This is a genomic window from Kocuria sp. MNB10, assembly GCF_054073685.1.
Window position 1 is genome coordinate 501,935 of sequence record NZ_CM133411.1, and the last position, 17,634, is coordinate 519,568.

The 17,634-nt window shown below is 69.8% G+C and carries 16 protein-coding genes and 1 pseudogene; 10 read left to right on the top strand and 7 right to left on the bottom strand.

What is annotated here, in order from left to right; all coding sequences use genetic code 11:
• Window positions 1-86: 86 nt before the first annotated feature.
• Window positions 87-842, top strand: coding sequence for a hypothetical protein (locus ACW9PK_RS02230; protein WP_457016355.1), 756 nt, complete (start codon window positions 87-89; stop codon window positions 840-842).
• Here ACW9PK_RS02230 and ACW9PK_RS02235 read toward each other — a convergent pair.
• The 4 genes from ACW9PK_RS02235 to ACW9PK_RS02250 form a co-directional block, all read right to left on the bottom strand.
• The gene (locus ACW9PK_RS02235; RefSeq protein ID WP_368835747.1) at window positions 826-1,545 is read right to left on the bottom strand and encodes a TIGR01906 family membrane protein; all 720 of its coding nucleotides are present in this window, start codon (window positions 1,543-1,545) and stop codon (window positions 826-828) included. The genes ACW9PK_RS02230 and ACW9PK_RS02235 overlap by 17 nt on opposite strands.
• A gap of 9 nt (window positions 1,546-1,554) precedes the next feature.
• Window positions 1,555-2,844, bottom strand: coding sequence for a L,D-transpeptidase (locus ACW9PK_RS02240; RefSeq protein ID WP_144998756.1), 1,290 nt, complete (start codon window positions 2,842-2,844; stop codon window positions 1,555-1,557).
• Between the two features lie 76 nt (window positions 2,845-2,920).
• Window positions 2,921-3,577: a DUF3499 domain-containing protein gene (locus ACW9PK_RS02245; protein WP_260850662.1), complete on the bottom strand. Its 657-nt coding sequence runs from the start codon at window positions 3,575-3,577 to the stop codon at window positions 2,921-2,923.
• Window positions 3,578-3,582: 5 nt separating this feature from the next.
• On the bottom strand, window positions 3,583-4,152 hold the full coding sequence (locus ACW9PK_RS02250; RefSeq protein WP_064846188.1) for a WhiB family transcriptional regulator: 570 nt from the start codon (window positions 4,150-4,152) through the stop codon (window positions 3,583-3,585).
• 233 nt (window positions 4,153-4,385) lie between these two features.
• On the opposite strand from ACW9PK_RS02250, the gene ACW9PK_RS02255 reads away from it, so the two are divergent.
• The gene (locus tag ACW9PK_RS02255; RefSeq protein ID WP_457016356.1) at window positions 4,386-5,090 is read left to right on the top strand and encodes a TIGR03089 family protein; all 705 of its coding nucleotides are present in this window, start codon (window positions 4,386-4,388) and stop codon (window positions 5,088-5,090) included.
• Window positions 5,091-5,188: 98 nt separating this feature from the next.
• Here ACW9PK_RS02255 and ACW9PK_RS02260 read toward each other — a convergent pair whose 3' ends face one another.
• Window positions 5,189-5,821 (bottom strand): GtrA family protein, encoded by a 633-nt coding sequence (locus ACW9PK_RS02260; RefSeq protein ID WP_457016357.1) that lies wholly within the window; start codon window positions 5,819-5,821, stop codon window positions 5,189-5,191.
• A 238-nt stretch (window positions 5,822-6,059) separates the two neighbouring features.
• On the opposite strand from ACW9PK_RS02260, the pseudogene ACW9PK_RS02265 reads away from it, so the two are divergent.
• The 5 genes and pseudogenes from ACW9PK_RS02265 to ACW9PK_RS02285 all read left to right on the top strand — a co-directional run.
• A pseudogene (locus ACW9PK_RS02265) lies at window positions 6,060-7,181 on the top strand (5-(carboxyamino)imidazole ribonucleotide synthase); the annotation flags it as partial.
• A 132-nt stretch (window positions 7,182-7,313) separates the two neighbouring features.
• Window positions 7,314-7,790, top strand: coding sequence for a 5-(carboxyamino)imidazole ribonucleotide mutase (purE, locus tag ACW9PK_RS02270; RefSeq protein ID WP_457017151.1), 477 nt, complete (start codon window positions 7,314-7,316; stop codon window positions 7,788-7,790).
• Between the two features lie 157 nt (window positions 7,791-7,947).
• Window positions 7,948-9,660 (top strand): LCP family protein, encoded by a 1,713-nt coding sequence (locus ACW9PK_RS02275; protein WP_144998750.1) that lies wholly within the window; start codon window positions 7,948-7,950, stop codon window positions 9,658-9,660.
• 40 nt (window positions 9,661-9,700) lie between these two features.
• Window positions 9,701-10,693, top strand: a complete 993-nt coding sequence (locus ACW9PK_RS02280; RefSeq protein ID WP_085106968.1) for a lipid II:glycine glycyltransferase FemX — start codon at window positions 9,701-9,703, stop codon at window positions 10,691-10,693.
• Window positions 10,690-11,445, top strand: a complete 756-nt coding sequence (locus ACW9PK_RS02285; RefSeq protein ID WP_457016358.1) for an SDR family NAD(P)-dependent oxidoreductase — start codon at window positions 10,690-10,692, stop codon at window positions 11,443-11,445. Before ACW9PK_RS02280 ends, ACW9PK_RS02285 begins: the two co-directional genes overlap by 4 nt.
• A 173-nt stretch (window positions 11,446-11,618) precedes the next feature.
• Here the strand turns inward: ACW9PK_RS02285 and ACW9PK_RS02290 are convergent, their stop codons facing one another.
• On the bottom strand, window positions 11,619-13,133 hold the full coding sequence (locus ACW9PK_RS02290; RefSeq protein WP_457016359.1) for a hypothetical protein: 1,515 nt from the start codon (window positions 13,131-13,133) through the stop codon (window positions 11,619-11,621).
• Window positions 13,134-13,247: 114 nt separating this feature from the next.
• Entirely contained in the window at window positions 13,248-14,258 is a 1,011-nt protein-coding gene (gene glpX / locus ACW9PK_RS02295; protein WP_064846181.1) for a class II fructose-bisphosphatase, read from the bottom strand.
• A gap of 140 nt (window positions 14,259-14,398) precedes the next feature.
• Here glpX and ACW9PK_RS02300 point away from each other — a divergent pair, with 140 nt between their 5' ends.
• The 3 genes from ACW9PK_RS02300 to ACW9PK_RS02310 all read left to right on the top strand — a co-directional run bounded on the left by ACW9PK_RS02300 (window position 14,399) and on the right by ACW9PK_RS02310 (window position 17,519).
• Window positions 14,399-15,190, top strand: a complete 792-nt coding sequence (locus tag ACW9PK_RS02300; RefSeq protein WP_457016360.1) for a DUF4245 domain-containing protein — start codon at window positions 14,399-14,401, stop codon at window positions 15,188-15,190.
• A gap of 123 nt (window positions 15,191-15,313) precedes the next feature.
• Complete coding sequence (locus tag ACW9PK_RS02305; protein ID WP_084118074.1) at window positions 15,314-15,964, top strand: carbonic anhydrase; 651 nt, start codon at window positions 15,314-15,316, stop codon at window positions 15,962-15,964.
• A gap of 148 nt (window positions 15,965-16,112) precedes the next feature.
• Complete coding sequence (locus ACW9PK_RS02310; RefSeq protein ID WP_457016361.1) at window positions 16,113-17,519, top strand: class II fumarate hydratase; 1,407 nt, start codon at window positions 16,113-16,115, stop codon at window positions 17,517-17,519.
• Window positions 17,520-17,634 lie beyond the last annotated feature (115 nt).

A 17,634-nucleotide genomic window follows, 5' to 3' on the forward strand; every position in this document is an offset into this window, starting at 1 on the left:
CCTCACAACACACCCCTCGAGACGCCCACGCGCACACCGCTACCCATGCTCATCTGTGAAGGGCCGGATTCCTGAGCATGATCGGCGTGGGCGCGGTGGTGTACGTGATCACGTGGACCGGGTGGCTCACCACGAGCACGGGCTACAACCGCAACTGGGCCGAGCTGAACCCGGGCGACGGCCCGCAGTGGCTCCCGCCCGCCCTACGTTCCCTGTGGGAGTACCACGTGGCGGCCTATTCGTTCCACGCGGGGCTGTCCTCGCACCACACGTACATGGCCGGCCCGGCCACGTGGCCGGTCATGGCCCGCCCCACGTCCTACTTCTACGAATCCCCCGGACGAGGCGTGGACGGCTGCACGGTGGAGTCGTGCAGCCAGGCCATCCTCAACCTGGGCAACCCCGCCGTGTGGTGGGTGGGGATCCTGGCGGTGCCGCTGGGACTGTGGTTGTGGGCGGTGCTCCGTGACTGGCGCTTCGGTGCCCTCGTGGGCGTGTACGCGGCCGGTTACCTCCCGTGGTTCCTCTACCCGGAACGCACAATGTTCTTCTTCTACGCGCTGTCCTACTTCCCCGCCATGGTCCTGCTGATCACGGGGGCGATCGGGGTGCTCACAGGCAAGCTCGCGGTCCCCCGCCTGGGTGCCACCGCGGGCACGCCGTCCGCCGCGGTGCACGAGCAGGTGATCTCACCGGTGTGGGCGCGACGCTGGCGCAGGGTGAGCCTGGTGTTCCTGCTGCTCGTGGTGGTGCTCGCGGTGTTCTTCTGGCCCGTGTGGACCGCCCAGACCATTCCCTACGAGCACTGGCGCTGGCGGATGTGGTTCACCTCGTGGATCTGAAGGAGCGTGCCGCCCGCATCCGGCGGGTCGTGGCGAGCATGACCGCGAACGCCCCGATGAGCGCCACGAGCGCCACGGCGATCGCGGCGTCGATCCAGAACTGGGTGGGATAGAGTCGGATCAGGGTGTCCGAGATGCTGAAGGTCCACGTCCCGGAGCTGAAGAACAAGGAGTGGAACGCCGTGAAGAAGCTCTGCCACCCCACCACCGCGAACACGGCCGTGAGCAGCAACAGGACCACGGTGAGCCACGAGCCCGCGAACCACGCGGAAGAGGCGGTCCCCGGGGTCGCCCGGTGCAGGTACCAGGCCGCCAGGACGCTCAGCACGAGCAGGACGAACGCGATCAGCAGCCCCCAGTACATCACGTGCTGGACGTCCCGCATGTGAGAGACCTCCGCCGGGGTGAACGCCATGCCACCCTCGCTGCTCACCAGACCGCCCAAGTACTCGGGCGGGGCCAGGTTCATGATGTAGTCCATCCCGTAGGAACCGAACGTCATCCGTTCCTGCGTGCTCATCCCCCAGTGGTCAGCAGGGAAGCCGGGGCGGTGGTACTCGAGCCACAGGAAGACCGGGGTGGCCACGAGTCGTACCCCCAGCGCCACGAGCAGGACGGGCAGAGTGAGTGCCAGGAATCCCTGGAGGATGCGCTGCACCGCGGTGGGGCGGGGCCAGGGGCCGCGTGGGATGGAGGAGCTCACCGGGCTGTATCACCAGTTTCCGTGCCAGTCCTCGTCCGAGTAGTGCTCGAACGGGATGTTCCAGTCCCCGTAGCCATCGTCGGGATCGGCCTGGGGGTAGTCAGTGTTGACCACCTCCACCATGTCACCCGGGCGGAAGGTCTCAAAAATGTAGGCCGCACCCTCCGGCGGCATCCCCACGCACCCGTGGGACACGTTGGCCACGCCCAGCACGGGCATCGCGGACGGCAGCGCCTGGTGGATGAACTCGCCGCTCCACGTCAGCCGGGACACGTTGGACGCGTCGAACGGCGGGTAGTAGTGGGGGTCGCCGGGCTTGAGGTTCAGCGACGACGCCTTGAACTCGTAGGAGGCCGCTTGCTCGATGATGACCTTCTTGCCCGTGGTGGACGGCCAGTCCGGGTTGCCCAGGGTCACGGGCCAGCGACCGGTCTCCTTGCCGTTCACGTAGGCCACGAGGGTCTTGGTGTTGTTGTCCACGAACACCCGCTGCTCGGCACCGGTGCTGAACGACACCGTCTCGTTGCCGTTGCCGATCATCCCGTTGCCCAGATCCTTGCCCAGGATGTTAACGGTGACCGTGACCTTGGAGTTCGGGTCCCACGGTTGCTCCGGGCGGAAGCGCAGTTTGCGGTCCGAGTACCACCGGAACGCGCCGTCGCGGTGCGCCCCGTCCACGGTCACGGCCTTCTCGACCTCGTCCTTGTTCATGACGGGCTCGGAGAAGTTGAACTCCACGACCTGCCACACGCCGTAGGTCTGCCCGTCCTTGACGTTGAGGGCCACGTCCGCCTCGTGGGCGGCGTCCACCGTGCTGAACACGGACTGCCCCGTGCTGTCCCGGTCCCCGGAGCGCGCGGTGTAGTCCACCGTGTAGGTCTCGTCGAACGCAAGGGGCGCCTTCGAGCGCCACTCGTGGCCGTCCTGCGCGAGTTCGCCCTCGACCCGCTCCCCCGAGCCCGCGGCGCTCACGGTCACGTCCGTGAGTTCCCCGCCGTCCGCTGTGACGACCACGGGGTCCACGGGGTTGACCATGCTCGTGTCGGCGGCCGGGCTCACCTCGACCCGCACGGTCCCGAAACTCTTCGTGGGCGCGGTACTCGATGGAGCGGCGGCGGCGGACGACGGCGCTGCCGGGGTGGCGTCGTTCCCCCCGGCGCACGCGCTCAGGCCCAGGAGCCCCGCGAGAGCGAGGCACACGATGCCCGGACGACGACGCCGCGCGCTCGCCCCGGCGGGACGCGCGGGCTCGCGCGGTGTCCCGGGCAGCGGATCGCGGTGGTGGGAAGGGAGTCTCATGGGCACCTCACATCGGGGGGAGAACGGCGGCCGTGGGAATCACGGTCTCGCAGCCCACCCGGACGGGGCAACCGGGTTACGGCCGCCGCCAGTGCGGGGTGCGCAGGGCTGCGGGGAGGGGGACGGAGTCCATGCGCTGCCCCACCTGCGTATTTGCGTTCGCAATCGTACGCGTCGCTACAGAATAGCCGGTATTCGCCCCGGAACGGCCCATGGGAACATGACGCGCCGGGCGCGCGCCATTGGCGCCCGCGGAGCCCTCGGAACGGGGCATTTCGGCGGAACCGGAGTCGCCCGCGGGGCCGGAATCGGCGTCTGCCCGGGATTCGTCATCGCGGCCCTGGTAGGAGACGTCGCGCAACACGGGACCCCGTGACCGGGACGGGCCCGAGGGTCGCGCAGCCCCGGGCGGTCGCACGGCGCCCAGGAACGTACCGCGCGCCGTGCGGTGGGGTGCGGGATCCTCGTCCGGTCGGACGGCTTCCACCACGGCGTCGAGGTCGTCGTGGTTCCAGCCGTCCGGTGACTCCAGGCGCACCACGCGCCAGCCCTTGGGTGCCGTCAATGAGTCCGCGTGCACGGGGCACAGGTCGTACGCGTGCGGTTCCCGCCGCGCGGACAGGGCACCGATCACCGCGGTGGAATCGGAATAGACATAGGTCAGGGTGCACACCGCGTCACGATTGCACATCTGCTTGGAGCACGTGCGCCGCGGAGTCTCGGGAGCGGCCACGGGGTTCAGCGTCCCCGGCGACGCAGCCTGCGCCGCTCGCGCTCGGACAGGCCGCCCCAGATCCCGAACTTCTCGTCGTTGGCCATGGCGTAGTCCAGGCACTTGCCGCTCACGGGGCACGCCTCGCACACGCGCTTGGCGTCCCGGGTGGACCCGCCCTTCTCGGGGAAAAAGGCCTCGGGATCGGTCTGGGCGCACAGGGCGTCGGTCTGCCACGCGAGCTCGCCCTCGGCGTCGCCCTCGCTCACGGAGTACAGCCCGGCCACGGCCTGCCACACGGAGGCGTCCACGCTCTGGACGTCGTGGACCTCGGTGGTGCTCAGGTCTTGGGGGGTGCTCACGGGGGGTTGCGGTTCACGCGGCTTCTTGCGGTCGGAACGCAGGAGCACGTCCCCGGCGACCTCGGGGTGTGCGGCCAGGAAGGCCGTGGCGAGATCGTCCAGTGTGGTCACACCCGAGTCCCCCCGGGCTTGATCCACGGGATCCACGAACCAGTCCACGGGAGCTGCACCCCCGGTCGACCCGGGTTCGTAGTCCTCCCGAGCATCGATCTGGCGGCGTGCGGCCTCTCCCATGTCGCTCCTTCCGTCCCACGCGTTCGCTGTTCAAATGCCCTCAACCAGCCCGGTTGTCCCGACCGAAAACGAGTGCGCCACGTAGGGGCGTACACCGTCGATATCCAGGTGGACCCCCTAATTACACGCGTGTAAGTCCTACTGAGTCAAGCCGAGTATCCTGGGCTTCCCGGGTCCACCGGCGCGCCGCCCGGGAACCCGTGGTTCCGTCACATACCCTAAGGAGTTTCCTCGTGGGACGCACACCGACAGACCTGGCCCAGGCCCTGCAGACCGTGGCCGAGCGCCCCACCCCCGCTCTGATCTGGCGCGACGGCGCCGAACGGGTCGAGCTGTCCGGGCGGGTCCTGGTGAACTGGGTCGAGAAGGCCGCCGGGCTGCTCGTGGACGAGCTCGACGTCGTCGCCTCCGACGTCCTCACGATTTCCCCCGTGCCGCACTGGCGACTCGCGGTGCTCACGTTCGCGGCGTTACGCGCGGGTGCGCGCGTGGACTTCACGCGTCATCCCGAACCGGATTCGGTGGTCCATGCGTACCCGGAGTCTCACCCTGACGACGACGCCGCGGCGCAGACCCTGTTGGTGGTCGCCGAACCCGCACTGGCCTTCGAGTGCTCGGGGCCCCTGCCCAAGGGCGCGGTGGACTTCTGCGACGAGGTCCGGGCGCAACCGGACATGTACGGGGGTCTCGAGAACCCGGAACCCGACAGCGTGGCCCTGCCGTCCGGGGTGACCCACGCGGAGGTACTGCCGCGAGCGTTGGAGCTCGCCGGAACCGACGGGGGCACCGTGTACCTGCCGCTCACCGAGGGTTGGGGCGAGAACGCGGCCCTGCGGACCCTGGGAATCATCACGGGCGGTGGGGCGGTGGTGCTGACCGCGCGTCCCGAGGATGCCACGGCCGCTGTCCTGGACCAGGAGCGCGCGACCCGCGGTTGACACCGAAACACGGTGGCGCCTGCACCGGGCCGCGCGACCGGCGGTGGTCCGGCCGGCGTTTGTCTGGTGCAGGCGCCCTGTTCGACGGTCCTCGCGGATCAGGACGCGCGGCGCACGTCCTGCTCGGGAAGGGTGTTCGCCACCGTGTCCTCGGGCCGCAGCGCCGGGTTCCCGTGGTGGGATGCCGGGTCGTTGTGTCGGGGCGTCTTGTCCTCGCGCTGCGGGATCACGGGGATCTGCCCGGTGATGAACGCGAGTTCCTGGTCCGGGCTGCTCGCGAAGTCCGGGTCCTGGTCCAGCTTGGTGCTGAACACCCAGAAGCGGTAGGCGAAGTAGCGGAAGATCGTGCCCAGGATGGTGCCGATGATCGTGCCGGAGATGAAGGACGCGGTCGCGGAGGTCAGGCCCAGGACGTAGTAGCTGACCCCGAGGCACCCGAGTTCGATCCCCATGCCGATGCCGTTGGCCACCAGGAACTGCACGAGTTCCTTGCGTTTGTCCTCTTGGCGCTTGTCCCGGAAGGTCCACAACCGGTTGGCGACCCACGAGAAGATGATGGCCACGACCGTGGCGACCACCTTGGCCTTGATGTGGCTTTCCGCGAAGTACTGCGTGTGCATGAGCACCCAGACCAGGCCCGCGTTGATGGCGAACGCAGCCGCACCCACGACCCCGAACTTCGCGAGTTCTTTGACGAACAGATTCCACAGCGCGTGTGCGCGATCAAACATTTTGTTCAAGATTCGATCCCAATCTGACGCTCGGGGAAGAGGGATGGGCGGCCGCACCGGCGTGGCCCGCCGCCGACCCGTGACCCGCCACGACACGGATGATGTGGCGTCCGCAGGATGATTGAGTGCATCGTACTCCGAAATGGCTGAACGTCCGCTGTGGCGCTAGCCTGAAGCCGTGAATTCTCCCATTACCGGTCCTGTCATTGGTGTGGTGGGCGGCGGGCAGTTGGCCCGCATGATGGCCCCCGCCGCCGTCGCTCTCGGCGTGGAACTGCGCGTGTTGGCCGAGGGCCCGGAGGTCAGTGCCGTGGCCGCGGTGCGCACGGCACCCACGGGTGACTACACGGATCTCGAGACCCTGCAGCGTTTCGCCGCGGACGTGGATGTGCTCACGTTCGACCACGAACACGTTCCCACCGAGCATCTGCGCGCGCTCGAGGCGCAGGGTGTGGCGGTGCGTCCGGGGCCGTCCGCCCTGGTGCATGCGCAGGACAAGCTCGTGATGCGCCGCGCCGTCGCCGAGCTGGGCTTGCCCAATCCGCAGTGGCAGGAAGTCTACTCCCCGCAGGAACTCGTGGCGTTCGGCGAGCGGGTGGGTTGGCCCGTGATCCTCAAAACCCCGCGCGGCGGGTACGACGGCAAGGGCGTCCTCAAGGTCGACGGCCCGCAGGACGCCGGCACCGGCACCGCCGCCGAGTGGTTCGAACGCGCCACCGGCCAGGACGACGGCGCCGGGTTGCTCGCCGAGGAAGCGGTCGCGTTCTCGCGGGAACTGTCCGCGATGGTCGCGCGCCGGCCCTCGGGGCAGACCGTGGCGTGGCCCGTGGTGGAGTCCATCCAGGTGGCCGGGGTGTGCGACGAGGTCATCGCCCCCGCCCCCGGCCTGGATCCCCAGGTGGCCCGCGCGGCACAGGACGCCGCGGTCCGGCTGGCCGAGGAACTGGGCGTGACCGGGGTGATGGCCGTGGAGCTGTTTGAGACCCCCGGGATGGACGCGGGTTTCGCGGTCAACGAGCTCGCCATGCGCCCCCACAACTCGGGTCACTGGAGCATGGACGGATCCGTCACGGGACAGTTCGAGCAGCACCTGCGCGCCGTGCTGGACTGGCCCCTGGGCGCCACGGACGTCGTGGCCGGGGCGGCCGTGATGAAGAACTACCTGGGCGGGGACAACCAGGACCTCTTCGCCGCGTATCCGCAAGCACTGAGCGCGGAACCCCGCGCCAAAATCCACAACTACGGCAAGTCCGTGCGCCCGGGGCGCAAGATCGGTCACGTCAACGTGGTGGGCGGCGCCCACGAGATCCAGCGGTTGCGCCAGATCGCGACCCACGCGGCGAGCATCCTGCGCGACGGCGAGGACCGCGGCGTGCGACCCACCGACGTCACCGATGCTCCCGAGCAGCAGCCGTGGGGTGCCGTCCCGTCCGGTCAGGACGAGCCCCCGCGCGTGGGTCTCGTGATGGGCTCGGACTCGGACTGGGCCACCATGCGGGCCGCGGCCGAGGCCCTCGAGGAACTAGGGGTCCCGTACGAGGCGGACGTGGTCTCCGCGCACCGGATGCCCACCGAGATGCTCGAGTACGGCCGTACCGCCCACGAGCGTGGCCTGCGGGTCATCATCGCCGGGGCCGGCGGTGCCGCCCACCTGCCGGGTATGCTCGCGTCCGTCACGCCGCTGCCCGTGATCGGGGTGCCCGTGGCGTTGAAGACCCTGGACGGCATGGATTCCCTGCTGTCCATCGTGCAGATGCCCGCGGGGGTTCCCGTGGCCACGGTGTCGATCAACGGCGCCCGCAACGCCGGTCTGCTCGCCGCCCGGGTGCTGGGATCGGCGCCGGACGCGTCCGGGCAGGACCTGCGGGAACGACTGCGGGATTTCGCACAGGAGCTCTCGGAGGCGGCGCATCGGAAGGGCTCCGCGCTGCGTGACACCGTGGGCCGCGGAACCGCCTCCCAGGACTGAGCGCCACCCCCTTCGGGGTGCATTGTCGGCCCGGACCCAGGCGGACAAGGCACAATGATCGGGTCGGGATCCGTTCTCCTCTGATGGATCCCGGCCCGGCGGGCCCGCACCCATGGCCCGTCGCAACACCGACTTCCCCTTCAGCACGGAGTTGCACGTGAACGGATCCAGCGACCGGCCCGACGACGCCGCCCCCCATCCCACGGCCACCAAGGCCTACGAGAGCGTGGCGTCGGGCTCCCACACCGCATCGGACGAGCCGCCCGCGGGCGCCACCGCCGAGCGTCACCCGGGCGACGGGCCGCGACGATCGCGTTCCCGCGTGGGGGATCCCCTCAGGAGTCCCCGGTTCGCTGCACCCGCCACCCGCACCAAGCGGGCCTGGTGGCTGCTGGGTACCACGCTGCTCGTGCCCGGTTCCGCGCAACTCGTGGCGGGCCGACGCGGCCTGGGGCGGATCGCCGTGCGCGTGACCGCCGTGGTGTGGGCGCTCGTGCTCGCCGCCCTGTTGTTGTGGGTCGTGTGGCGCAGCGCGCTGATCTGGTTGCTGACCAACACCGTGACCTCCGCGGTGCTCATGTACGGCCTGGTGGCGCTCGCGATCGGGTGGGTGCTGTTGTGGTTCGACACGCTGCGCCTGATCAGACCCGGGCTGCTCGGGGACGGGATGCGCCGGGCCGTGGTGCTCGTGACCGTGCTCGCGATGCTCGTGACCGGAGGGGGACTCGGCTACGCGGCGCACCTGGTCTCTGTGGCCCGCAACGCGGTCTCGGACATCTTCGGCGGGGGCATGCCGTTCGCCCCGGAGGACGGGCGCTATAACATCCTGCTCATGGGCGGTGACGCCGGTGACGACCGCGAGGGCCGCCGCCCGGACTCCATGACGGTGCTCAGCATCGACGCCTCCTCGGGACAGACGGTCACGATCTCCCTGCCCCGCAACCTGCAGAACGTCCCGTTCCCGGCGGACTCCCCCATGAACTCGGTCTACCCCGAGGGGTTCAATTGCGGGGACGAGTGCATCATGAACGCCGTCTACACGGACGTGATGCAGAACCACAAGGACCTCTACCCGGACGTCGCCGATCCCGGGGCGCAGGCCACCAAGGAGGCCGCCGAGGGCGTCACGGGCCTGAAGATCCAGGCGTACGCGCTGATCGACATGGACGGCTTCGCGTCCCTCGTGGACGCGCTCGGCGGGATCGACATCAACGTGGGTGGCCGCGTACCGATCGGCGGCGGGACCAACCTGGACACGGGACTGAAGAACCCCATCCTGGGGTGGATCGAGCCCGGGACCCAGCACATGGACGGCTTCCACGCCCTGTGGTACGCCCGCTCCCGCGAGGGCGCCACGGACTACGACCGCCAGGCCCGGCAGCGCTGCGTCCAGGCCGCGATGCTCGCGCAGCTGAACCCGGTCGCGGTGGCCACCAAGTTCGACGAGCTCGCGAGCTCTGGCCAGCAGATCCTCGAGACGGACATCCCGCAGTCCTCGATCGGCTCCATGGTCACCGTGGCCACGAAGGCCAAGGACCACGAGCTGCAGGCGTACGCGGCGGGTCCTCCCTACTACGACCAGTCCTTCCCCACCTATCCGGACTACGCGCAATTCCAGTCCGACGTCTCCCGGGTCCTGGCGAACGCGAACGGCGACGACGCCCAGGCCGCCGGGGGCGTGCGCGGCGACGCAGCGGCGTCGTCCGCCGACACGCCCGGCACCGTGGGTTCCCAGGGTGCGGCGCGAGCGGGCGGGGTGTCCGCGCTGGGCGGCGGTGCGGGCGTCGGGACGGCCGTGGTCGTGCCCGCCGCGCTCAAGGTACCGGCGCAGGAGCAGTTGTCGCCGAACGGGACGTGCTCGGTCCCCTGACCCGGCACCCCGGACCCGCGCACTCGGTACAATTGGGGGCGTGGCGAACATCCTGCAGTCCCCCGAATGGGCACGGTTTCAGCAAAGCATCGGACACCGCGTGATCCAGGCGAATGGGCCGGGCTGGCGGTACCTCGCGACCGTCGAGGGCGGGCGCACCGGACGGTACCTGTACTGCCCGTACGGCCCCGAAGCGGACTCCCCGCAGACGTTCGACGCCGCTCTGGCGGACCTCACGGCGCAGGCCGAGGCGCACCGGTGCTGGTTCGTGCGCGTGGAGCCGATCAACGGTCACCCGGTGGACGGTCTGGAGACCCCGGAGGCATCGCTCAAGCGGCGAGGCATGAAGCTCGCGCCGCGACAGGTGCAACCGGGACACACCCAGCTGATCGACCTGCGCAAGGACGCCAAGGACCTGCTCAAGGACATGAAGTCCACCAACCGCAATCTCTACCGCAACATCCACAAGAAGGGCGTGAGCATCGAGCGCTCCGAGGATCCCGCGGACGTGCGGTACCTGCTGACCTTCCTGGACGCGACCGCCAAGCGGCGCAACTTCAATCGGCAGCATGACGACTACCTGCGGGCCGTCGCGGAATCGCTCATGCCCGCGGGTGCCGCGAGCCTCTATCTCGCCAAGTTGGACGGTGAGCCGATCGCGGCCTCGCTCGTGTACGACTCCGAGGACACCCGCACCTACGCGCACGCGGCCACGGACCAGACCCACCGGAAGCTTTCGGCGGGGATCCCGCTCGTGGTGACCATGATCATGGACGCCAAGGAGAAGGGGCTCACGTGGTTCGACCTCTTCGGCACCGCTCCCGAGGGCGCGGGGCCCGAACACGAGTGGTACGGCTTCACGTCCTTCAAGAAGTCCTTCGGCGGCGAGCCCGTGTCCTACCCGGGGACGTGGGACCTGCCGGTCTCCCGCGCGGGCTACACTGCCTACGGTGCGGTGCGTGCGGGCCGTGAGACCCTCGGGGCAGCCAGGGGCAAACTGCGCACCCTGCGCGAGCGTAGGGTGGGCGCATGACTCGCACAGCCCTGATCACGGGTGCCACCGGTGGCATCGGACGTTCCTTCACCCATGCCCTGCACGAGCGCGGCTACGGCCTGATCCTCACGGGCCGCAGCACCGAGAAGCTCACGGAACTGTCCCAGACCGTCACGGGCGGCACCGCGCAGATCGTCGTGGCGGACCTCGGGACCACCGAGGGGATCGACACCATCCTGGACGTGCTGGAACGCAACCCCGTGGACCTGCTGATCAACAACGCGGGCTTCGGCAGTCACGGCGAGTTCGCGCACCTGGACCTGGACCACGAGATCGAGGAGCTCACGGTCAATGTCCGGGCCCTCATGACGCTGACCCACACCGCTCTGGGTGCCATGACCGCCGCGGGGCACGGCGCGATCGTGAACATCGCGTCCGTGGCGGGCTTCCAGCCCCTGCCGTCCATGGCCACGTATAGCGCGTCCAAGGCGTTCGTGGACCGCTTCAGCCTCGCCGTGGGTGTGGAGGCCCGCAAGCACGGCGTACACGTGTTGAGCGTTAACCCCGGTCCCGTGGACACCCAGTTCTTCACGGTCGCCAATGCGCAGGCCATCGAGCTGGGCCGTTCCGCGAATCCGGACGACCTCGTGGCCGCGACGCTCTCGGCACTCGACAAGAAGCGGTCCCGGCTCGTGTTCCCGCGCGCCTACTACCTCATGGACGCGCTCACGGGTGTGCTCCCGCGGTCGCTGGTCGCGCGCGCCGCGAACGTGGTCTCGGGCCGCAAGTAGTCCCACCCCGCGCCGGCAGAGTTCGTCCCGGGCGGGCGGGGCTCGTCTCCCACACGGGCAAGTCTCGTCCCCACCGCGCCGTGCGGCCAGGCACGGCCCTCTTCGCGCCGCGCGCCTCGGCTCGCGCGAGTCGCCCACACCGTCCACGGCGTGCGCCGCAGGTCAGGACCCGTTCACCAGCGGGCGGCGTCGCGGACCGCCGCCCGGCCCTCCTCGACGGCGCGACGCAGCAGTCCGGCGGCCGCGCTCTGACGCCGCGAAGCGCTCTGCGTGTCCCCGTCCGTGCTCGGGGTTCCGGTGACCGGTGTGCCGGTGGGCTGCGCGGTCCGCTTGCGGCGGGCCAGCGGGCCCGGAAGCATGCCCGTGATCTTGCCGCCCCGCGCCAAGCGTGGTGAACGGGCCGCCCCGGAGTCCTTCGATGTACCGCCCGGGAGCTGATCCGCGGAGCGCACCAGATCCGGATCGGCGTCCACCCCGGGGCTCGTCCGGGAGGACGGTGCGGCGTCGTCCTCACGGGAACGCGCTGCGGTAAGACTGTCGGATGGCTCGACGGGCGAGCCCTCGAAAGCCGCGGACCCGGCAGTCGCGTTCCCGGCGCGTGTCGGCTGGGGCACGTGGTGGGGGGCCGCGGCCGACGTCGTCGGCTCGGGTGCGGCGTCGTCGCGGACCGCGGGCTGCTCCGGCAACAGGTCGTCGGGGGCCGCGTTCTTCGAGCGTCTGCCCAGGAACCGGCGCCGGGTCTTCTCCACACGGCCGGCCACCTGGAACTCGCCGAGCAGCGGGTACTCCCACGTGCCGGGGGCCTCGTGCTCCTCGGTCGCGAGCTCGCGCAACACCATGGGTTGCGAGGGCCGGTCGGGGTCCCCCGCGAGGACCTTGTGCACCTGGCGCTGCTGCAGTTGGACCAGGCCCGTGAGCAGGAGGGCGTCGTCCACGCCCAGCTGGCGGGCGCGATCGGTGAAACCCAGCCGGTAGATCATGGCGGATTCCCCGGTGTGCACGAACCACAGGTACCCCAGGGCGGTCTCCGTCCCGTCCTCGAGGTGCTCGGTGGCCACGAGAAACACGGAGTTCTCCCCCACGGCGCGTAACAGTTCACGGATGTACTCACTGCGCAGACCCACGTTGGAAAGATCGCGGTCCGAGGCGCGCACCCGGCGCACCCGCACGCCGGAATCACGCAGCCCGGCGCGGCAGCGCTGCAGCGTGTCGTCCGACAACCGCTTGGACAGCTCACCCTCGGTCTCGCCCAGTCGCACCACGAGGTGACGCGGTCCGGCCTCCCCCTTGCGGGGCTTGTCCGCGCGGCGGTAGCCCGCGCCGGTGAGCAGCTCGGTGAGTTCGGGGGTGGCGTCGGTGTCCGGGCTCACCCGTAACACGGCGGCCTCGTGTGCCGTGCGGGCGTGGTCCTGCAACGCGGCCAGGACCTCCGTGAGGTGGCGCGGATCCTTGACGTGCAGGGACCGGGCGTCCACGACCGTGTGCAGGTCCTCCCGCAGGATCACCAACTGGCTGTAGCCCACGGTCTGCTGACCCCGATCCACGGCCACGCGTTCGACCCTGGCGTCCTGCGCGGTCAGGGCCTCGGCGTCACCGATGCCCCACAGCAGTTCGGGGTGTCCGCCCGTGACACGGACCCGGGCGTCCCAGGTCTTCCGATTTCCGCAGGGGGTCACGCTCAGCGCCACGGGGTTTCCTCTCCTCAGGCCCACAACGCGTTCCAGCATAGCCGGGCACACACCGCGCGCGTGCCCTCCCCGACCGGGGTGAACACGCGCGCGGTGTGTAGAGAGTGTCGGGGATCAGCCCTGGTTGCGCTCGTACTTCTCCCACTTCTTGGCCAGGTGCTCGGCCTCGACCATGCGTACCGTGCCCGAACGCGAACGCATCACGATGGACTGGGTGGTGATGGTGCGCCCGCGATAGCGCACACCGCGCAGCAGGTCGCCGTCGGTGATGCCCGTGGCGGCGAAGAAGCAGTTGTCGGACGTCACGAGCTCGTCCGTGGTGAGGATCCGATCCACGTCGAGTCCTGCGGCGGCGGCCTTCTCCCGCTCGGCATCGTCCGTGGGGGCCAGCCGGCCCTGGATCACACCGCCGGTGGCCTTGACGGCGCACGCGGTCACGATGCCCTCGGGCGTGCCGCCGATGCCCATCATGATGTCCACGCCGGTGCCCTCACGGCACGCGGCGATCGCCCCGGCGACGTCCCCGTCGAGGATCATGCGGGTGCGGGCACCGGTCGCGCGGATCTCGTCCACGAGGCCCTGGTGGCGGGGGCGGTCCAGGACGCACACGGTGACCTGGTTGGCCTTGACACCCTTGGCCTTGGCCACGAGGTGCACGTTCTGCTTGACGGGCAGGCGCAGGTCCACGAGATCGGCGGCCTCGGGGCCCACCACGAGCTTGTCCATGTAGAACACCGCGGAGGGGTCGAACATGGAGCCGCCGTCCGCCACGGCGATCACGGCTAGCGCGTTGTTCATGCCGAGAGCCGTGAGCCGGGTGCCGTCGATGGGGTCCACGGCGACGTCCGAAGCCGGGCCCTTGCCGTCGCCCACCTGTTCGCCGTTGAACAGCATGGGGGCCTCGTCCTTCTCGCCTTCACCGATCACCACGGTGCCGTTGAAGTCCACGGTGGAGAGGAACGAACGCATGGCGTCCACGGCCGCGCCGTCCGCGCTGTTCTTGTCACCGGCGCCCACCCAGTGGCCACCCGCGATCGCGGCGGCCTCCGTGACCCGCACCAGTTCCAAGGCCAAATTCCGGTCCGCCACATTGCCCGCTCTGCTCTGCTGGGTCGCTTCTGCCACGTTGTTCCTCACATTCGAGTTTCGGGTCGCCCCGGTGGCCGCCAGCCGGGCCCCGGCGGCACCACCATGACACGTACGTCCAGCATATCCTCGGGTTCCCAGGATTGGGCCGGTCCCCGGGAGCACGGCACAATGGGTCCGTGAGTTCTTCCGCTTCCGGTCCCGGTGCCGGGTCCTCCCCCGATCCCCGCGACGCGCACGCCGCGCCCGCCTCCGCCGTACCCGGTCCGAGCGACTCCACCGCGGACGGTCCCGCCTCGGGCAGCACTCGCTCGGAGCGCACCTCCTCGGACGGGGCTTCGGCGGAAGCTCCCTCGGCGAGCGCCTCCGCCGCGGCCGACGACGCCGCCACCCCGGACGCGGGTCAGGCGCCGGTCCCGCAGCTCACCCGCAAGCAGGCCTCGCGGATCAACGCACCCATCCGCGGCATGGTCATCTCCATGCTCGTGCTCATTCTCCTGTTGTTGCCGTTTTTGTGGTTGCAGCCCAAGCCCGATGCCCAGCCCTACCGAGCACACGTGGACGTGAGCGAGGAGGCGCGCTATGCGGGTGACCAGGCCCCGTTCACCCCCGCGGCCCCGGCGTTGGGGGACGGGTGGAGCGCCAACTACGCGCGCTGGGAGGCGCAGTCCCAGGACGGCGTCCCCCTGTGGAACGTGGGTTTCCTCTCCCCCGGTTACCACCTGGTGGACATGGCGCAGACCGCCCGATCCAATCCCACGTGGCTCGCGCAGCGCACCCAGCTGATCCCGCCCACGGACGAGCGCACGGTCAATGGGATCACATGGCAGATCCATCACCGTGACGCGTCGGGCAAGCAGGACGAGTTCACCGCGTGGGTCGGTGAGCTCAAGGACTCCACGGTGGTGCTCAGCGGCCAGGCCCCGAGCGCCGAGTTCGAGCACGTCGCGGGGGCCGTGTCCGGGCAGTGACGCCGGGCAGCGGGACCGGGCGCAGCGACGTCGTCGAACCGAGGTCCCGGAACCGGGGCTAGTCTAGGACCCGAGCGAGCCGACCCGGCCCAGCCGTCGTGCCTTCGAGATTTGGAGATCAGCGTGAGCACTCAGCCGTCTGCCGTGGAGAACACACCCCGCACCCCGTTGGGGGCCTGGCGGAAACTGCGGGAGGGCAACGCCCGGTTCATCTCGGGTGACACCCTGCACCCCCACCAGGACGCCCAGCGCCGCAAGGACCTCGCGCAGTCCCAGAAGCCGTTCGCGGTGATCTTCGGGTGCTCCGACTCCCGCCTGGCCGCGGAGATCATCTTCGATCTCGGGCTCGGCGACGCCTTCGTGATCCGCACCGCGGGCCAGGTGATCGACAACGCCGTCCTGGGCACGCTCGAGTACGCGATCGAGGTCCTCGGCACGCCGCTGATCATGGTGCTCGGCCACGACTCGTGCGGCGCCGTGACCGCGACCAAGGCCTCCGTGGAATCCGGGGAACTGCCCCGCGGTTTCCAGCGGGACCTCGTGGAGCGCATCACGCCGTCGGTGCTCGAGGCCCGGAGGCAGGGCCACACGGACCTACAGGACATGGTCGTGGAGCATACCAAGCAGACCGCGGCGCGCATGCTCGACCAGTCCGCGGCGATCTCCGGCGCGGTCTCCCGGGGCGAAGCCGCCGTGATCGGCGTGTTCTACCACCTCTCGGACGGCCAGGCGGACCTCGTCTACAGCAACGACCCGGCGTTCCGGGACGCGTGAGTCCCCCTCCCGGATCTCACCTCCCATGCCCTGCTGAATGACGATGACGCCGCGCGCTCCCGGGCACCCGGCGTCGTCGTCCTCCGCACCGCGGTAGTACGGCGACCGCGACGGCTGACGACGGGGCCGTGGGCCTAAACTGTGGGCCATGGCAGAAAACACCGAGTACCGCATCGAACACGACACCATGGGTGAGGTCCGCGTCCCCAAGAACGCGCTCTACCGAGCCCAGACCCAGCGCGCCGTGGAGAACTTCCCGATCTCCGGCACCACCCTGGAACGCGAGCACATCAAGGCGCTCGCGCAGGTGAAGAAGGCCGCCGCCACGGCCAACGAGGAACTGGGTGTCCTCGACGCCCAGCGCGCCCAGGCCATCCGCGACGCCGCGGACGCCGTGGCCTCTGGCCAGTACGACGAGCACTTCCCGATCGACGTCTTCCAGACCGGCTCGGGGACCTCCTCCAACATGAACACCAACGAGGTGCTCGCGACCCTGGCCACGCGCTCCCTCGAGTCCGAGGGCGTGGAGGTCCACCCCAACGACCACGTCAACGCATCCCAGTCCTCCAACGACGTGTTCCCCACCTCGGTGCACGTGGCCGTGACCAACGCGCTGATCAACGACCTCAAGCCGGCCATGGACGTGCTCGCGATCTCCCTGGAGAAGAAGGCCTCGGAGTTCAAGGACGTCGTGAAGTCCGGGCGCACGCACCTCATGGACGCGACCCCCGTGACCCTGGGTCAGGAGTTCGGCGGCTGGGCCGCCCAGGTGCGCTACGGCATCGAGCGCATCGACGCGTCCCTGCCGCGCGTGGCCGAGGTGCCGCTGGGCGGCACGGCCGTGGGTACCGGGATCAACACCCCGGACGGCTTCTCCGCGCGTGTGATCGAGCTGCTCTCCGAGGAGACCGGCCTGCCCCTCACGGAGGCCCGCAACCACTTCGAGGCGCAGGCCAACCGCGACGGGCTGGTGGAGGCCTCAGGACAGCTGCGCAACATCGCGTACTCGTACATGAAGATCATGAACGACATCCGCTGGATGGGTTCCGGGCCGAACACGGGCCTGGGCGAGCTGCACATCCCCGACCTGCAGCCGGGATCCTCAATCATGCCGGGCAAGGTCAACCCCGTGATCTGCGAAGCAACCATCCAGGTGGCCGCCCAGGTGATCGGCAACGACACTACCGTGGCGCTGTCCTCCACCAACGGCGCGTTCGAGCTGAACGTGGGCATCCCCGTGATGGCCGCGAACCTGCTCGAGTCCATCCGTCTGCTCGCCAACTCCTCCCGCGTGGCCGCGGAGAAGATGGTGGACGGGCTGCAGGCCAACGAGGATCGCTGCCGCTTCCTGGCCGAGGCCTCCCCTTCGATCGTGACCCCGCTGAACAAGGCCATCGGCTACGAAGCCGCCGCGAAGATCGCCAAGTACGCCGTGGCCAACAAGGTCACCGTGCGCGAGGCCACCATCGAGCTCGGCTACGTGGACGGCGAGAAGCTCACCGAGGAGCAGCTGGACAAGGCCCTGGACGTCACCACGATGACCGGCAAGCACTGATCCGCTCGTCCCGTAGGGCGCTCACCGGCCCCCGGTGAGCGCCCCGGGAAACAGGGGCGTGCTCGCGGCACCCCGTCAACGGCAGAACTCGGCCACCCGTTCACCGGGTGGCCGA